16 protein-coding genes are annotated in these 16,854 nt (G+C 44.1%); 4 read left to right on the top strand and 12 right to left on the bottom strand.

Annotated features, from left to right (window positions below):
- Positions 1-72: 72 nt before the first annotated feature.
- From dnaK to PHA78_RS01710, 7 genes are all read right to left on the bottom strand, one after another.
- Entirely contained in the window at positions 73-1,896 is a 1,824-nt protein-coding gene (gene dnaK / locus PHA78_RS01740; RefSeq protein WP_002943084.1) for a molecular chaperone DnaK, read from the bottom strand.
- Positions 1,897-2,152: 256 nt separating this feature from the next.
- The gene (gene grpE / locus PHA78_RS01735; protein WP_272158378.1) at positions 2,153-2,665 is read right to left on the bottom strand and encodes a nucleotide exchange factor GrpE; all 513 of its coding nucleotides are present in this window, start codon (positions 2,663-2,665) and stop codon (positions 2,153-2,155) included.
- 12 nt (positions 2,666-2,677) lie between these two features.
- Positions 2,678-3,712: a heat-inducible transcriptional repressor HrcA gene (hrcA, locus tag PHA78_RS01730; RefSeq protein ID WP_024418868.1), complete on the bottom strand. Its 1,035-nt coding sequence runs from the start codon at positions 3,710-3,712 to the stop codon at positions 2,678-2,680.
- 263 nt (positions 3,713-3,975) lie between these two features.
- Entirely contained in the window at positions 3,976-4,476 is a 501-nt protein-coding gene (locus PHA78_RS01725; protein WP_104930562.1) for a DUF2812 domain-containing protein, read from the bottom strand.
- Complete coding sequence (locus tag PHA78_RS01720; RefSeq protein WP_105097323.1) at positions 4,466-4,756, bottom strand: PadR family transcriptional regulator; 291 nt, start codon at positions 4,754-4,756, stop codon at positions 4,466-4,468. The genes PHA78_RS01725 and PHA78_RS01720 overlap by 11 nt, the downstream gene beginning before the upstream one ends.
- Positions 4,757-4,833: 77 nt before the next feature.
- Positions 4,834-5,514, bottom strand: a complete 681-nt coding sequence (locus tag PHA78_RS01715) for an IS6-like element IS1216 family transposase (RefSeq protein ID WP_161941131.1) — start codon at positions 5,512-5,514, stop codon at positions 4,834-4,836.
- A gap of 322 nt (positions 5,515-5,836) precedes the next feature.
- Positions 5,837-6,697, bottom strand: a complete 861-nt coding sequence (locus tag PHA78_RS01710; protein ID WP_029187634.1) for an Rgg/GadR/MutR family transcriptional regulator — start codon at positions 6,695-6,697, stop codon at positions 5,837-5,839.
- Between the two features lie 98 nt (positions 6,698-6,795).
- Here PHA78_RS01710 and PHA78_RS01705 point away from each other — a divergent pair, with 98 nt between their 5' ends.
- A complete protein-coding gene (locus PHA78_RS01705; RefSeq protein WP_272158377.1) occupies positions 6,796-7,692 on the top strand; it encodes an ATP-binding cassette domain-containing protein in 897 nt (298 codons plus the stop codon).
- Positions 7,676-8,368: an ABC transporter permease gene (locus PHA78_RS01700; RefSeq protein ID WP_105120582.1), complete on the top strand. Its 693-nt coding sequence runs from the start codon at positions 7,676-7,678 to the stop codon at positions 8,366-8,368. The genes PHA78_RS01705 and PHA78_RS01700 overlap by 17 nt, the downstream gene beginning before the upstream one ends.
- 81 nt (positions 8,369-8,449) lie before the next feature.
- On the opposite strand, the gene PHA78_RS01695 is transcribed toward PHA78_RS01700, so the two are convergent.
- From PHA78_RS01695 to PHA78_RS01685, 3 genes are all read right to left on the bottom strand, one after another.
- Positions 8,450-9,145, bottom strand: a complete 696-nt coding sequence (locus PHA78_RS01695) for a histidine phosphatase family protein (RefSeq protein ID WP_105108695.1) — start codon at positions 9,143-9,145, stop codon at positions 8,450-8,452.
- Positions 9,146-9,219: 74 nt separating this feature from the next.
- Positions 9,220-10,557, bottom strand: a complete 1,338-nt coding sequence (locus PHA78_RS01690; RefSeq protein WP_272158376.1) for a PFL family protein — start codon at positions 10,555-10,557, stop codon at positions 9,220-9,222.
- Between the two features lie 11 nt (positions 10,558-10,568).
- A complete protein-coding gene (locus tag PHA78_RS01685) occupies positions 10,569-10,835 on the bottom strand; it encodes an ACT domain-containing protein (RefSeq protein WP_027972534.1) in 267 nt (88 codons plus the stop codon).
- 256 nt (positions 10,836-11,091) lie between these two features.
- On the opposite strand from PHA78_RS01685, the gene PHA78_RS01680 reads away from it, so the two are divergent.
- Both PHA78_RS01680 and PHA78_RS01675 read left to right on the top strand, forming a co-directional pair.
- A complete protein-coding gene (locus tag PHA78_RS01680) occupies positions 11,092-12,834 on the top strand; it encodes an ABC transporter ATP-binding protein (RefSeq protein ID WP_099806863.1) in 1,743 nt (580 codons plus the stop codon).
- Positions 12,824-14,572: an ABC transporter ATP-binding protein gene (locus PHA78_RS01675; RefSeq protein WP_099806862.1), complete on the top strand. Its 1,749-nt coding sequence runs from the start codon at positions 12,824-12,826 to the stop codon at positions 14,570-14,572. Before PHA78_RS01680 ends, PHA78_RS01675 begins: the two co-directional genes overlap by 11 nt.
- A gap of 94 nt (positions 14,573-14,666) precedes the next feature.
- On the opposite strand, the gene fni is transcribed toward PHA78_RS01675, so the two are convergent.
- Together fni and PHA78_RS01665 are read right to left on the bottom strand one after the other, a co-directional pair.
- Positions 14,667-15,764, bottom strand: coding sequence for a type 2 isopentenyl-diphosphate Delta-isomerase (fni, locus tag PHA78_RS01670; RefSeq protein ID WP_044781555.1), 1,098 nt, complete (start codon positions 15,762-15,764; stop codon positions 14,667-14,669).
- A 10-nt stretch (positions 15,765-15,774) separates the two neighbouring features.
- The gene (locus tag PHA78_RS01665) at positions 15,775-16,854 is read right to left on the bottom strand and encodes a phosphomevalonate kinase (RefSeq protein WP_002941247.1); all 1,080 of its coding nucleotides are present in this window, start codon (positions 16,852-16,854) and stop codon (positions 15,775-15,777) included.

Genomic DNA, 16,854 nt, shown 5'->3' with positions numbered 1-16,854 from the left:
TTCCTTGAATGCAAGCATTCAGCATCAAGTTCCTATTTTTCTGTCGTTCTCTTAACGCTCTCACATCTTAACTTACTTCTCCGTAAACTCGCCATCCACTACATCATCGCCTGCGTTGTTAGCTGTTTGGGCACCTTCTTGGCCTGCGGCTGCTTGTTGTGCTGCTGCGGCTTGCTCGTAGAGTTTCACTGCAAGGGCTTGGGCTTTTTCGTTGAGGTTTTCAAGTTTAGCCTTCATGTCGTCCAAGTTGTTAGCTTCTTGAGCTGCTTTCAACTCATCAAGAGCTGCTTGAGCTTGGTCACGTTCTGCGTCGAAGCCTTTGCCTTCAGTTTCTTTCAGCGTTTTCTCAGTCGCAAAGATTGCTTGGTCCACATCATTACGAAGGTCCACTTCTTCCTTACGTTTCTTATCTGCTTCCGCGTTTGCTTCTGCATCTTTCATCATGCGATCGATTTCTTCATCTGTCAAACCTGAGTTAGACTGGATAACGATAGTTTGTTCTTTTTGCGTACCAAGGTCTTTGGCTTTTACAGAAACGATACCGTTCTTGTCGATGTCGAATGTTACTTCGATTTGTGGAATACCACGAGGTGCTGCAGGGATGTCAGTCAATTGGAAGCGACCAAGCGTCTTGTTGTCCGCTGCCATTGGACGCTCACCTTGAAGCACGTGGATGTCAACAGCTGGCTGGTTGTCTGCAGCAGTTGAGAAGACTTGTGATTTAGAAGTTGGGATGGTTGTGTTACGGTCGATGAGTTTTGTAAATACACCACCCATTGTTTCGATACCAAGTGATAACGGTGTTACGTCAAGGAGGACAACGTCTTTGACATCACCAGTGATCACACCACCTTGGATTGCCGCACCCATAGCAACAACTTCATCAGGGTTTACAGATTTGTTTGGCTCTTTACCAGTTTCAGCTTTTACAGCTTCCACAACGGCTGGGATACGAGTTGAACCACCGACAAGGATGACTTCGTCAATTTCTGACAAGCTAAGACCTGCATCTGAAAGAGCTTGACGAACAGGTACTTTTGTACGTTCTACAAGGTCATAAGTCAATTCGTCAAATTTGGCACGTGTCAAAGTCATTTCCAAGTGAAGCGGACCTGCTGCACCTGCTGTGATGAATGGCAAGCTGATTTGAGTTGATGTTACACCTGAAAGGTCTTTCTTAGCTTTTTCAGCCGCATCTTTCAAACGTTGAAGAGCCATTTTGTCAGCTGACAAATCGATGCCGTTTTCTTTCTTGAATTCTGCTACCATGTGGTCGATAATCTTTTGGTCAAAGTCGTCACCACCGAGCTTGTTGTCACCTGCTGTCGCAAGTACGTCAAAGACACCGTCACCAAGTTCAAGGATAGACACGTCGAAAGTACCACCACCAAGGTCGAATACCAAGATTTTCTCGTCTTTGTCAGTCTTGTCCAAACCGTAAGCAAGGGCTGCTGCAGTTGGTTCGTTGACGATACGTTCTACTTCAAGACCTGCGATTTTACCAGCGTCTTTTGTTGCTTGACGTTGAGCATCGTTGAAGTAAGCTGGAACTGTGATAACGGCTTTGGTTACTTTTTCACCAAGGTACTCTTCAGCGTAACCTTTCAAGTATTGAAGGATCATAGCTGAGATTTCTTGTGGTGTGTATTCTTTACCGTTTGCTGAAACTTTTTCAGAAGTTCCCATTTTTGATTTGATAGAGATGATGGTATCTGGGTTGGTTACTGCTTGGCGTTTTGCCGCATCACCAACGATGATTTCACCATTTTTGAAAGACACAACAGACGGAGTTGTGCGGTTTCCTTCTGGGTTTGCGATGATTTTTGATTCAGTTCCTTCAAGAACTGCAACTGCTGAGTTTGTTGTACCTAAGTCAATACCGATAATTTTAGACATAATAATGATACCAAGAACGCCGAAAATGCGACTGAAAATTAGGAAACCAACGTAGCATTCGATGAATGCAAGGCGGTTTATCTATTTTCCGAGCATTTCGTTCGGGTTCAAATCCTTTCAAAAATTTAATTTTCTTTTATTTGATGCACTCTTCTTAAGTAGCGCAGATTTTGCGAGCCATTAACTCGCATTTTCTTATTTCAAGTAGTTTAACGACATCTCGGTCAAGTTTCTTTTTGGGAAAATAGCAGAGCAACTACTCAGATACCACCACCATAGCCGGTCTCAGCAAGCGTTCATGCAAGGTGTAGCCTTTTTGGAAAACCTGTGCAATGCTGTCTGCTGGGTGTTCATCATCTGCTGGAACCGTTTGGACAGCCATGTGGAGATTTGGATCAAAGATGTCTGTTGCGACTTCTTCCACCCCTTCTTCTTTAAGGGCTTGAATCAAGCTTTCCTGTACCATCTCAATGCCCTTTTTGACATCTTCTGTCAAACCTTCAACTTGAAGGGCACGTTCCAAGTTATCCAAGCTCGGCAAGATTTTCTTGGCCAAGTCTTGCGAACGGTAACGCTGAATGGTTTGGCGTTCCTCGTTAGCACGGCGTTGGATATTTTGCATTTCAGCGTGGGCACGGAGGTACTTGTTTTCAAATTCCTCTGCACGCTCGTTTGCCAAATCCAATTCTGATTTTTCAGGTGTCTCCACAACTTCTTCTGTTGCTTCAACCTCTTCTACGATTTCTTCCTTTTTGATTTCTTCTGACAAAGCATTCTCCTTCTAATTGACTTCGTAATGATTACTACTTAGATAACGGTAGTAATCGGTTAATTTCATAAATAGGACGCGGCTGATGATGTTAATCAAACTCAGCTGCCTGCGGTAGTCCATGTCAACAGGACCAAGCAAGCTCATCTGGGCCATGCCCCGATAGGGGATTGGAAAACGATGATGAATGACCGTCACATCCGCTAGAGCTGGATCCCTATGTTCCGCCACGGAAATGCTGGTCTGCTGGTCTGGAGCCAAGCCCTGCCGCAACTCTGGTGCCAATAACTGAGGACTATCCAAGAGTTGGTAGGTAGCTAGATTGCCGTAAGTCAGCGAGGCAACTTTTCCACCGATAAAGACAGATTCTTGGAAAAGATTGGAAAAGATGTAGTCCATGAGATCCAAGACATTGTCCGTCGTGGCAAAGTAACGCTGCACCACTTGGGGAACCTCCGTCCGCAGCTTATAGTGGATGGATAAGACCGTCTGTCCAACGAAGCGTTCATCCACCAGGCGTTTGAGCACCTCCAAGTCCCTAGTCAAAAAGTTCTTGGGAATGGCAAACTGAACGGTGACAGGTTTGGACTGGTCCAAGGTCAAGACTGCTAAGGCATCGTGGCTGCTGAGTTGCACGATGTCAAAGGAAGTCAACTGCTGACTGGTAGGCTCCACATCTAAGATAACCGAAGTGTAGCCTGTCAAATCCGCTAGGACCTGACTTGCCCGCTCCAAGATGTCTTCCAGCTTGAAAGCTTCAAAGTCGAAGGCCTTGACCACCTGATAAACATCTTCTTCATTGATGTGTTCCAGATTGAGCGAGTGGTTGACAAAGTATTGAAAACCAGCCCGACTGGGCATCCGACCACTTGACGTGTGGGCCTTTTCTAGCAAGCCCAACTGTTCTAGCTTAGCCATATCATTGCGAATGGTAGCAGAGCTAGAAGCAATCATTTCCTGTAAGGCCTTAGAACCAACTGGCTCATGATGGCGCGTAAACAATTCAACAATCAGATTCAAAATATCATTTTGACGTTGGGTAATCATCTCCGCTCCTTTCATGAACACTGTTTTAGTTACGCTCAATGAAAATCGACAGTAGCCTAGGAAGCGAGGCCGAATGTAGAACTGAGGTTCACAAAGGCAAGCTGACAACGGATAGTGTTGATTTTTGAAGAGCGTTAGCACTCTATAGCATCGAGTGCTAATTACTTATACTCTCATTATACGCCGAAAAAATGGATTGTCAAGAGAAAAAGACAAAAAATTAGCACTCTTTTGCTTAGAGTGCTAAAAATCAGTCTGAGGACCTAGTTGTTTTTTACAAGTCGATAAAAACGCAAGCCAAGTAATAATAAGAGAGGTATATAAATAATAGAAATACCTAAGACAAAACTTGGACGCGAACCCAAACTTGTTCCCAGTAGAATGCCGTACAGTCCCAAAGATGGCAAATAGCGTCTTTGGAAGATTGTTTTCACAAACTCTACCTTACTTTCCCTATCACCGTATATCTCAAGATCTCCCTTTACAGCTACCTTCCTAAAAATAACGAAGTTTTGGCAGGATATGACAAACTCCCACCCATAATCTTCGTACATATGTAGATAGTTTTCTCGATCTTTATTTTTTGATTCCTTAAAATCAACCTGATACACAACCTCTTCTGGCTGGCATTTTTCAAAATGATAAAAGAAGAGCCAGCTAATCTTAACTAATTTCCACCCTTGCTGATGCATCTCACTGAGATAGTCTGCTTGTTGACTAAAGTCTGTGATAAAAAATACCTTGCACTCTGTCTTAGTCTCCATAACTTTCCCCCTTACTATTTCGATAGAGCCGTTCAATCCGAGCCAATTCTATGTCTAGAATTTCTCGACCTGTTTCTGTTATCCTATAAAACTTCCGCTTATCTTCTTCCCTGACAAAGGCAATCAAGCCGTCTTTCTCCATTTTCGACAGGGTGCCGTACATGGTCCCAGGGCTAATCACGACCTGACCTGCCGTGACTTGCTTGGTCTTTTGCGTAATATCATAGCCATGCCGTTCTTCCTGTAAATGAAATAAAATATAGAAGGCTGTTTCTGTCATGGGAACATAGACACGTTTTAACTGGTTCTGTTGCAAAGTTTTAAATAAAGAATAAAATCCCTTACGGTATCTATGATTTAAGCTGGGATTCCCAATAATACCTTGATTTCAGTACAGACCGAAAACCCGAAGAGAGTGCCTTCTTTTCGGGTTTTCTTATATAATCCTCGGATGGCTTCCATACCTTTAATCGTGGTAGAGGCAGTGCGTAAACTTCGATAGAATTTATTGCGTCTCTTTACTGGACGATGGTCTTGTTCAATCAAATTATTCAGGTATTTAATGGTACGATGTTCTGTCCCTTGATAAAAGCCGTATTCTTTTAGTTTCTTAAAGGCACTTGTAATAGAGGGGGCTTTATCTGTGACTACAACCTTCGGTTCATCAAACTGCTTCACTAACCGCTTAAGAAAAGCATAGGCTGCTTGTGTGTCCCGTTTTTTACGTAACCAAATATCCAAGGTTAAACCATCTGCATCGATGGCTCGATACAAATAATGCCATTTTCCTTTAATTTTGATGTACGTTTCATCCATTTTCCATGAATAAAAGGATTTTTTATTTTTCTTTTTCCAAATTTGATAGAGTAGTTTGCCATATTCTTGCACCCAACGATAAATCGTCGTATGAGAAACGTTAATGCCACAATCATATAAGATTTCTTGAACTTCACGATAGCTAAGGTTATAACGAAGATAGTAGCCCACGGCTACAATAATCACATCCTGCTGAAATTGCTTTCCTTTAAAATGATTCATCGTCATTCCTCCTGCTATCTTTTTCTATTATTCTACCTTATTTGATAGTAGATTTAAAACTTTGCAACAGAACCCTCCAAGATAATTGAGAAACTGTATTCACAGTTCAGCACTTCTAGCTAAGGCTAGCTTTTCAGCTACTCACCGCTCGTTTTTTTCAAAATACAGTTAGTATTCCCTCAAAAAACTGCCTTGATTAGCGAAAAACCATCTCTTCTCTAAAAGCACTTTTCTTGTGAATACAGTTTCTAAACATTGTTTTGTAAAGTTGTAAAACTTACAAGTATTATCTTACAGGAAATGACGATCCACTTAAAATTCATTACATATCTGTAACTTTCTCAATTTCCTTATTGATCTGGTGGATTAAATCATAGCAATCTAAAAATTTGGCAATATGCAGGCATTCCTTCATTATTTCTAGGCCACCATCATTTCCATTCATGTAGGACAAGCGTGCTTTTAGGAGCTTAAGCAGCAAGCGATCCCGCATATTCTTTTCCATGATATTGACAGAGTCAAGAATTTTGAGAAAGCGAATCGCAGCAATCTCCTCTCCCCTATCTAACAAACTACTCGAAATATTGATGAGCACCTTATAGACATTATCTCTGTTTTCTGTGATGTCCATATAAAACTTTGTTCGATTGAGAACTTCCATTCCCAGAACTTCCAACATTTTGCTAGGAAGACCTCTGCTACAATTTCCGAAAATCCAGAGTTCAAATTTCCCCCAATCATCTATGGACATTAAATAGTCCGATAGAATAGCTTTTTCATCCTCAGAAACATCATAATCAGGATCACACCATTGTTGCTTAAAAATATGAAAGGCTGCAACCATCACCCTATCAAACGGACGTCCATCCCTATCATACTCTGCTTGATGGTACAAAATTCTATCATCCATATACTGAGTATTGTGACTATAAACTGCACGGACAAATCGCTCTGATGAAAACAAATTATCTATCTGAAAGTAGGACTGGTAGAGGGTAGAAAATTCGCCCTCTACCACATTCATCCGTCTCAAACAATTAAAAAATGTATCTACAGAAAGATTACTCTTTCCATTTTCAAAGCGTGATAACTGAGCAGGTGTCACGAAATCCCCTGCCACTTCTTTTAGAGACATATTTTTTGATTCACGAATGAGTTTAAAAATTTTTCCGTAAGTTCCCATTATATTCTCCACGAGTTACATTTATGTAACGAAATTTGCTAACTTTTGAATCTAGTATATCATAGATTTATCATTTTTTTATAGAAAGGCAGGTAGTTATGTCATCTCTCTTATCTACCCAAGAATTATCAAAGCAATATGGGAAACAAAAGGCCGTTCAGCAGGTTTCCTTGACTATTAATAAAGGAGAAATCTGTGGCTTAGTCGGTGAAAATGGTGCTGGGAAAACAACGCTTCTCAGAATGTTATCGGGTCTCATTTCCCAAACTTCAGGTACCATTAATAGTTCAAAAGATTGTCGTATTGGAGCTTTAATTGAATCCCCTGCTCTACAACCTAATTTATCTGCGATTGATAATCTTCGTTACATGTCTCTGCAATTAAATCTCAAGCAAGCGGATGAAAAAATCTTAGAGACATTAGCAATTGTTGGTTTAGAGGATATTGATCCTAAGAAAAAATCCAAAGATTTTTCACTGGGAATGCGTCAACGTTTAGCCATTGCCTTAGCTATCCTAGATGACCCTGATTTTTTAATCCTAGACGAACCGATTAATGGTCTTGACCCTGTTGGAATCAAAGAGATGAGAAGTATTATTTTAAATCTTCGAAATCAATATGGGATGACCATCCTTATCTCCAGTCATATCCTATCAGAGCTTGAGATGGTGGTTGATCGCTACATTATCATGCATAAGGGTCTTATCGTCAAAGAATTCTCAAAGCAAGAGCTTGAACAAACCCTAGAAGAACAGCTCTATCTACAAACGAACAACCATCCTAAGACCTTGACTATCCTTGAAGAGCAGGGCATCGCTTACAAAATAGATAAGGATTATATCAGTCTGCCATCAAATACGAATGTTATGAGCCTCATTCATCTCTTGATAAACCATGAGATTGAGGTCAAAGAAATTTTTAAACAACAAATGTCATTTGAAGATTATTACCTGACATTGATTCAAGAAGGAGAAGAGCATGATACATTACTTTAAAGCTGATTTATTTAAGATTCAAAAAGAACAGAGATTAACGATTTCATTGGGAATATTGGCTTTACTGTCCTTTTTATCCGCTTTTTTGCTACATGGCAACGAAGACTTCACTAGCTCTCTTATTCAATTGCTTTCTCAATTTATCACACTATTTTTTATCGTTCCAGCCAACCTATTCTTTGGAGAAGATTTTACTTACCGTACCATCAATAATATTATTATCAAGCAACAAACAAGAAAAAGGGTGTTTTTCTATAAAGTCTTAGCAACCCTTGTACTAGATCTCGCTTATATCCTTCTAGCCTATTTATTGAGCAGCAGTGTTGGCTTACTTCTAGGTGATCGTGTTGATTTTGCAGTAATAATACAAAGTTTCATTGCTCAAACACCTTTATTTATCTGTATCTCTCTGTTGTCCATCCTGATATTTGTCAAGTCTAATAAGGTCAATCAAGCCTATCTTGCCTTTAGTTTAATGAGCCTTCTTTTTGACAATATCTCCAATCTCATTACTAGTAACCTACTCCATATGAAATTACCAACAGATTATTTTCTATTCCTTTCCCTCCAACAAGGGGACCATATTTCAAGGCTATCCATGGGTGTTAGCTTTATGGCTACTATACTATATCTCTATCTGAGTTACTTTATCTTCAGCAGGAAAGAGTTAAAATGATGTAACTTAGATTTCATATATAAAAAACAGGTATGTCACACATCCGAAAAAACGTATGACATACCTGTTTTCATTTCACATTTATTTCCCTTGGGCAATCAACTCGGCTCCGCGTTGGCGGTAGGACATATCCCCAACCGCTTCAATCAAGAGCTTGCCATTTTCGTATTTGAGGACGGTGATTGAGCCGTTATCGAGAAAGACATTAGCACCACGCTCTGGCTCTAACAAATGAGCCAATGTTGCAATGGTCATACCGTGACTGACCACAAGGGCATTGCCGCCGCCTTGCTTTTCCAAGTCTTGGGCGATAGCCTCAAAGCCTGTCAGGATACGATTGCTCAAGACTTCCCAAGATTCCGCCCAGCCAGCTGTATCTGCTTCTTGAATACCTGCTGCGATTTCCGCAAAGGACATGCCCGTCGCATCAACTGTCCCTTTCAAACGAGGCAGGACACCTTGAAAAAGCTCGGCATCATACATGCCTTCAAAACTACCAAAGCACCATTCACGGATACGCTTGTCTTGGTAATATGGGATTTTTCCTAAAATTCCCAACTCACGCTGGGCGATGGTCATGGTCTGAACAGTCCGCCCCAGATCACTAGATACAGCTAGTTTAAAATCAAGGCCCGCATCCTTGAGCCCCAAGCCCAGCTCACGAATCCCTTCCTCACCAGCCTTGGTCAGCGGTGTATCACACCAGCCCTGCACGCGCCCGATGGTATTAAACATGGTTTTCCCATGTCGAGAAATATATAATCTTACGTCTGCCATAGTGTTCTCCTTGTCTTTTCTTACTATCTAGTATAGCAAAAAACCGACTGCTTGTCGCAATCGGTCTACGTTTTTTAGTTCTTAAAACTATGAATCGGTGCTGGAATCTGTCCGCCACGGTTGATAAAGTCCACAGAAGAAGCCTGATTGACCTTCATCACAGGAGCTGTTCCCAGAAGGCCGCCAAATTCAATCATGTCACCTTCTTTTCCAAGCGGAATAATGCGGACCGCAGTCGTTTTCTGATTGATAACCCCAATGGCTGCCTCATCCGCAATCATAGCCGCAATGGTTTCAGCAGGTGTTGTTTCTGGAATAGCAATCATGTCCAAGCCTACAGAACAGATAGCTGTCATGGCTTCCAATTTTTCAAGGTTAAGGGAGCCATTTTGCACCGCCGCAATCATGCCCTCGTCCTCAGACACAGGGATAAAGGCACCAGACAAGCCACCGACCTGGTTGCAGGCCATGACTCCACCCTTTTTGACTGCGTCATTGAGCAATGCAAGGGCAGCAGTCGTTCCGTGCGTACCTACGGTTTCCAAACCCATTTCCTCCAAAACCCGTGCCACTGAGTCGCCAACGGCTGGCGTTGGAGCAAGCGACAGGTCTACGATACCGAACTTGACACCCAGGCGTTCACTGGCCATATTGCCGACCAACTGACCGATACGGGTAATCTTGAAGGCAGTCTTCTTGACGGTCTCCGCCACCACATCAAAGCTCTCACCACGCACTTTTTCAAGGGCACGCTTGACCACACCAGGTCCAGACACGCCGACATTGATGACCACATCCGCCTCACCGACACCATGGAAGGCACCTGCCATAAAGGGATTGTCCTCGACCGCATTGGCAAAAACCACCAGTTTAGCCGCCCCCATATCAGAAGCCTCCGCCGTCTCCTTGATGATCCGCCCCATGTCCCGCACAGCCGTCATGTTGATACCTGTCTTGGTTGAGCCGATATTGACTGACGAGCAGACCTTAGAGGTTTGGGCCAATGCCTGCGGTATAGAGTTGATAAGGATTTCATCACCTTTTTGGTAGCCCTTTTGAACCAGAGCTGAAAAGCCACCGATAAAATCAATGCCGATCTCATGAGCCGCCTTGTCCAAGGCATGAGCCAAGGGCAGATAATCCGTGGCATCTGTCGCCGCACCAATCAAGGCAATAGGCGTCACCGACACCCGTTTGTTAACAATGGGAATGCCCAGCTCTGCCGCAATCTCATCGCCGACTGCTACCAAGTTCTTGGCCTTGGTTACAATTTTGGTATAGACCTTCTCCGCAGCCTTATCGATATCCGCATCGATACAGTCCAAGAGGGAAATTCCCATGGTAATGGTCCGAATATCGAAGTGCTGCTCCTCAATCATCTCAATGGTTTCTCTAACCTGTCTAATATCCATGAAATCTCTCCTTACAAGTTGTGCATGGCATCAAAAATGGCAGCACTTTGAATGTTGATTTTCACGTTCAAGGACTGACCAAAAGCATCCAATTCTGAACGAAGTTGCGTGAAATCTTTCTTTTCATCTGATGACACCACTGCCATCATGGTAAAATATTCATCCAAAACTGTCTGGGAAATATCATCAATATTGAGCCCTAACTCCGCAATCTTAGTCGCAACACCCGCAACAATTCCTGACTTGTCCTTACCGACAACTGTAACAATAGCCTTCATATACATACCTCTTCTAAATTTTCATTTATTTTATCATAATTATACAGAAAAAGGTAAAAATCTTTTGATTTCTACCTGTATCGTACGTGTTTACAACTCCAACTGTTTCTTCTATTCGGCCACGGCTAGAGTTGCCTAGTTTTTAAGTTCCAAACTTTCTATTTCTACCAGTCTGTGATACACTAGTGTCATCGAATTCTATTATTTGTTGGTGGCGACAAACTACCAACCTTTCTTTTGTTCAGAAAGGACACTTATGAAGATTATCAAGCAATTGTGGTGGTTCTTTTCCCTTGAGAAAAAGGCCTACCTGATTGGGATTTTATCACTCTGTTTGGTCAGCGTCCTCAATCTCCTTCCCGCTTCTATCATGGGGCAGTTGATTGACCAGATTGCCAGCGGACAGCTGACTGAGCACCACTTGCTACTCGGGGTAGCCGGGCTCATCTTGTCAGCCTTGGCCATGTACGGCCTCCGCTATCTTTGGCGAATGAACATCCTGGCAACATCTTATCGTCTAGGAAAAATCATGAGGGCTCGGCTGTTTGACCACTTTATGCACCTATCTCCTTCCTTTTTTCAGCAACATCGAACTGGGGATTTAATGGCCCATGCGACCAATGATATCAATGCCCTGACCCGACTAGCAGGTGGTGGCGTCATGTCCTTTGTTGATGCTACCGTTACTGCCTTGGTTACACTGGTCACCATGAGTGTGAGCATTTCCTGGCAGATGACCTTGGTGGCAATCTTGCCCCTACCCTTCATGACTCTAACCACTAATTTTTTAGGTCGTCGCACTCATGAAAATTTCAAGGCTTCACAGGCAGCTTTCTCAGAGCTTAACAACAAGGTACAGGAAGCTGTTTCTGGTATTAAGGTCACCAAATCCTTTGGCTACCAAGAACAAGAAACGGCGGCTTTTCAGGAAGTCAACCAAGCAGCCTTCTTGCAGAATATCAAAACCATGCGTTACGATGCCCTGTTCAACCCTGCCGTCCTCTTTTTTATTGGCTTGTCCTACCTGCTGACCCTTCTGGTCGGCTCTCACTTCATCTCGCAAGGCCAGGTCAGTCTGGGCCAACTAGTAACTTTCATGACCTACTTGGATCTCCTAGTCTGGCCTCTCATGGCGATTGGTTTTTTGGTCAATATTAGCCAGCGTGGTGATGTATCTTACAATCGGATTCAGACCCTTCTCAGCATTTCTTCAGAGGTGGTTGAAACAGAGCAGTCGCTGCCTGCACCGAGCAATGGAGAGATTGTCTATGAGATTTCCGAATTTGCCTATGATAACATACCAGTCCTCCAAAACATCCAGTTTCACATCGAAAAAGGCCAGACGATTGGCCTTGTGGGGCCAACAGGCTCTGGGAAGACCAGCCTGCTCAAGCTCCTGATGCGAGAATACGATGTGACAAATGGACAGATTTTGCTCAATCAAGAAGATATCAAGAACTACAAGCTAGCTGACCTGCGACGATTAATCGGCTATGTACCCCAAGACCAATTCCTCTTTGCGACCAGCATTGCTGAAAATATCCGCTTTGGTAATCCAGACCTCTCACTAGACCAGGTAGAAGAGGCCGCTCGGGCTGTTCATGTCTATGAGGATATTCGGGATATGCCCGATCGCTTTGATACCATGGTCGGCGAAAAGGGGATTTCCCTTTCTGGCGGACAAAAACAACGGTTGGCTATGGCCCGTGCCATGATTCTCAATCCAGATATTCTACTCTTGGATGATTCGCTCTCAGCGGTGGATGCTAAAACAGAACACGCTATTCTCGAAACCATCAAGCAAGAACGCCTTGATAAGACCACCATTATCACTGCCCATCGCCTATCAGCCATTGTCCATGCAGACTTGATTCTGGTTCTTGAAGATGGGAAAATCGTAGAGCGAGGTCGTCACCAAGAATTACTAGATGAAAAAGGCTGGTATTACGATACCTATATGATGCAGCAATTAGAAAAGGAGGAAAGCGATGCTCTCTAAGACCAAACAAGCTAGTGTTTTTTGGCGACTCTTGTCCTATCTCAAAGCCTATCGACTGCTGACAGTCCTTGCCCTCAGCTTTTTGCTGCTGACGACTGTTGTTCGCAGTTTGATTCCCCTTCTGGCTTCCTATTTTATCGACCACTACATTTCTTCTATTTCTGAGACTGCGGTTGCTATTCTAGCGGCCTACTTCGCCCTCTATCTGCTTCAAATGCTGCTCCAGTATTTTGGAAATCTCTGGTTTGCAAAAGTTTCCTATAGCATTGTGAGGGATATTCGCAGGGATGCTTTTGGGAGAATAGAAAAGTTGGGAATGGCTTACTTTGATCAGACTCCTAGTGGCTCCATTGTCTCTCGCATCACCAATGATACAGAGAGTATTTCAGAGATGTTTTCAGGGATTTTATCCAGTTTTATCTCCGCTCTCTTTATTATCATCACGACTCTTTCGACAATGTTTGCTCTGGATTGGAAATTGACCTGTCTGATCATCCTCTTTCTTCCCTTGATTTTCGTCTTGGTTAATCAATACAGAAAACGGTCAGCTCCTATTGTGGCCAAGACTAGAAGTCTGCTGAGTTCTATCAACAGCAAACTGGCTGAAAGTATTGAAGGAATTCGGATTATCCAGGCTTTTTCTCAGGAAGATCGATTGAAAGAAGAGTTCGAGGCTATCAATCAGGAACATCTGGATTATGCTAGTCGCTCCATGGCCTTGGACAGCCTCTTTCTCCGCCCTGCTCTTTCACTTGTTAAGATTTTGGCCTACGCTCTGCTCATGACCTATTTCGGTTTGGACTGGGCACAGGCTGGGATTTCTGCTGGTCTGATCTATGCTTTCATCCAGTACGTCAATCGTCTTTTCGATCCCTTGCTGGATGTCACGCAACATTTTTCCACCCTCCAAACCTCTATGGTATCTGCCGGACGAGTCTTTACGCTCATGGACCAGACCATCGAGGAACCTCTACAGCTGGACCGAGGAGCCAAGATTGACAAGGGGCATATTGTCTTTGAGGATGTTTGCTTTTCCTATGACGGTAAGCGGCAAATTCTGGATAAGGTTTCCTTTGAAGTGAGACAGGGCCAGACCATCGCCTTTGTGGGTGCTACAGGGTCAGGCAAGTCTTCTATCATCAATGTCTTTATGCGTTTCTATGAGTTCCAATCTGGGCGGATTCTGATTGACGGTCAGGATATTCGTAACTTTTCGCAGGAAGAATTGCGGTCCGCGATCGGCCTAGTCCTGCAAGATCCCTTTCTATTTCATGGGACCATTGCGTCCAATATCCAGATGTATCAGAATATTTCCCGAGCGGAGATTGAAGATGCGGCTCGATTTGTGGATGCTGCCCCCTTTATTGAGAAACTTCCTGAGAAATACGACCACCTGGTCACTGAGCGGGGTACCTCTTTTTCGACTGGTCAACGGCAACTTCTGGCCTTTGCACGCACCATGGCCAGTCAGCCTAAGATTCTCATTTTAGACGAGGCTACCGCCAATATCGATTCGGAAACGGAGCAAACGGTGCAAACCTCTCTTGAAAAAATGCGAAAGGGGCGGACAACCATCGCCATCGCTCACCGTTTATCAACCATTCAAGATGCCGACTGTATCTATGTCTTGGACAAGGGGAAAATCATCGAGTCAGGCAATCACGAAGAACTTCTAGCCCTCAAGGGTCACTACCACCGCATGTACCAGTTGCAAGCAGGCCAGTTAGCAGCGACCTAGGCACCACTCCATTACAAAAGCCAAGTTCCAAAATGGACCTGGCTTTTTTATTTTTCTACATTGTTGAGAACTGAAGACATCAGTCTATCTCTCTTTAACTCACATTCGCTGACCGACGGGCATAGGCTTTCCAGTCGATCCCACGCGCTTCGCACCAGTTTTGTACATTTGGAGCCAAAACCAAATCTTTCTTGCGAAGGTCTGCAATATTCTTAGCCCCCAACATGGTCATGATTTCAGCCATCTGCCATTGATAAGTCTTAATAGCCTGCAAGCCGTCGTCAAAACGATGCCCCTTACCATCCTTGACATACTGGAGGAAATGGTTGGACATACCGACAAGGTCTGCACCGAGGGCCAATGATTTGACAATATCTAGTGGCGTCTTAATACCACCAGATGCAATCAGGCTTGGGCGAACTTCTTCAGAAACAGACATAGCCTCTACCAAGGAAGTCACAGTTGACTGACCCCAACCTTCTAGATAAGTATAATCATTGAAGGTACGGCGGGCATTTTCAATCTTGGCGAAATCCGTCCCCCCAGTACCAGATACATCAATAGTTTGCACACCGACAGAAGCCAGCTGGGCTACTGTTTCACGGCTCATGCCAAAACCAACTTCCTTGACGATGACAGGTACTTCCATCTCACGTACAAGGGTTTCAATATTTTTCAACCACATAGTAAAGTCACGGTCTCCCTCAGGCATGACAATCTCCTGGGGGGCATTGACATGGATCTGAATGGCATTGGCCTCCAACAAATCCACCGCTCGCTTGGCATTCTCCACACTATGATGGGCACCTAGGTTGGCAAAGATAATCCCGTAAGGATTTTCCCGACGCATCACGGAGAAGGTTTCCGCAACAGACGGATCCTTAATCGCCGCACTAACCGAACCAGAAGCCAGAGCAATCTTTCCAAAATGCCCCATAATTCCCAACAGACGATTGATTTCCCGCGTCTTCTTACTTCCACCGGTCATGGCATTGATGAAGAAGGGAAAAGCAAAGTCCAAACCAGCTACACTGGTCGAAATATCCACTTCATCCACCTTGGTCTGCGGCAGGGAATGATGGACAAACAAGGTCTCCGTAAAATCCTTGGCCGGTGTGGCACTATATTGCTGGTTGGCCAAGCCAACGTGTTGATCCTTGCGGTCTAAACCAAATTCTCCTAGATAAAACATAGGGTTCTCCTTATTCTCTACTTGCGATGTTTAGGGTGAGTGGAAGAATGCCGGCTTGTTGCCAAGCCGTCTCTATCGCTACTTTTTGTTCCGTACTGTCAACCAGGCAAATGCCGCAGTCACCACCACCTGCACCAGATGATTTGGCCACCGCTCCATAAGTCTGAGCCAGGTCACAGAGTTGACTCAGTTGAGGGGTTTCAATGACCAAGCCCATTCCTCTCGCAAAATCTTGTAAGAGCTTGCGGTTTTGAGTAATAGCCTGTCTTACTGACGCTGAGTCATTTGTCTGACAAGCTACTATCAACTGCTCTACACAGGTCTTGGAGTCGGCTAGAAACTGGCTATGAATTTGCTCTTTTTCTGCCTGACTTTTTTGGTCTTCCATCTGGGAAACTAGCCTGTCCGTCGAAGCCGCCGATCCTGTCCATCCCACCAAGAGGTCTAAGCCTTGGGGTAACTGGATAGGGCTGATAGACAAACCTTGCCAATCACTTTCCACCACGTCCAGCAGGGACAGCTCTGCCATTTTCCCTAAAAGCCAAGAACGGTCCAGGGAATGATAGGCGATCAAGCCACCGAAACTGGAGGACGCCAAATCCCCAAAGGAGCCTGTCATGCCTAGCTTGGTCTGGGCCAAGGCTGCCAGCTTGTAGGTCAGGAGGGCATCTGGTCGGTGACCGTAGTAGGTCAACAAGGCCTTGACCGTCGCAACCGTTACTGCCCCTGACGACCCCAGACCATACTTGGCACCTGAAGTCTGGTCATCCAGGTCAGACTGGACCGCTAGACTGTAAGTTCCATGACAAGCATAGCCCTTGGCTGTCAGATAGGCTTCTGTCACCTGCATGGCTGTCTCAATCAGAGCATAGGGATGGTCATCTTGGATGAAAACCTCATTTCCCTTACGCTCCCAGGTCAGATAAAGGTCCGCCTTTTGGCTGGAATGAAGACTGCCTTGGTCACTTGTTTCAATGGTGACGGTTAGGTACTGATCAAACGCCGCAATCACCGCAGGATAACCAGCCTCGACAACTGCGTATTCCCCTGCTAGAAAGAGTTTTCCAGGTATCTTTACTTGTACCATCAT

The sequence above is a fragment of the Streptococcus sp. HN38 genome (assembly GCF_028335765.1).
GTDB classification, from domain to species: domain Bacteria; phylum Bacillota; class Bacilli; order Lactobacillales; family Streptococcaceae; genus Streptococcus; species Streptococcus suis_P.
Note: the sequence above shows the minus strand (reverse complement) of the source record. Positions and strands in the feature narration are given on the sequence as shown.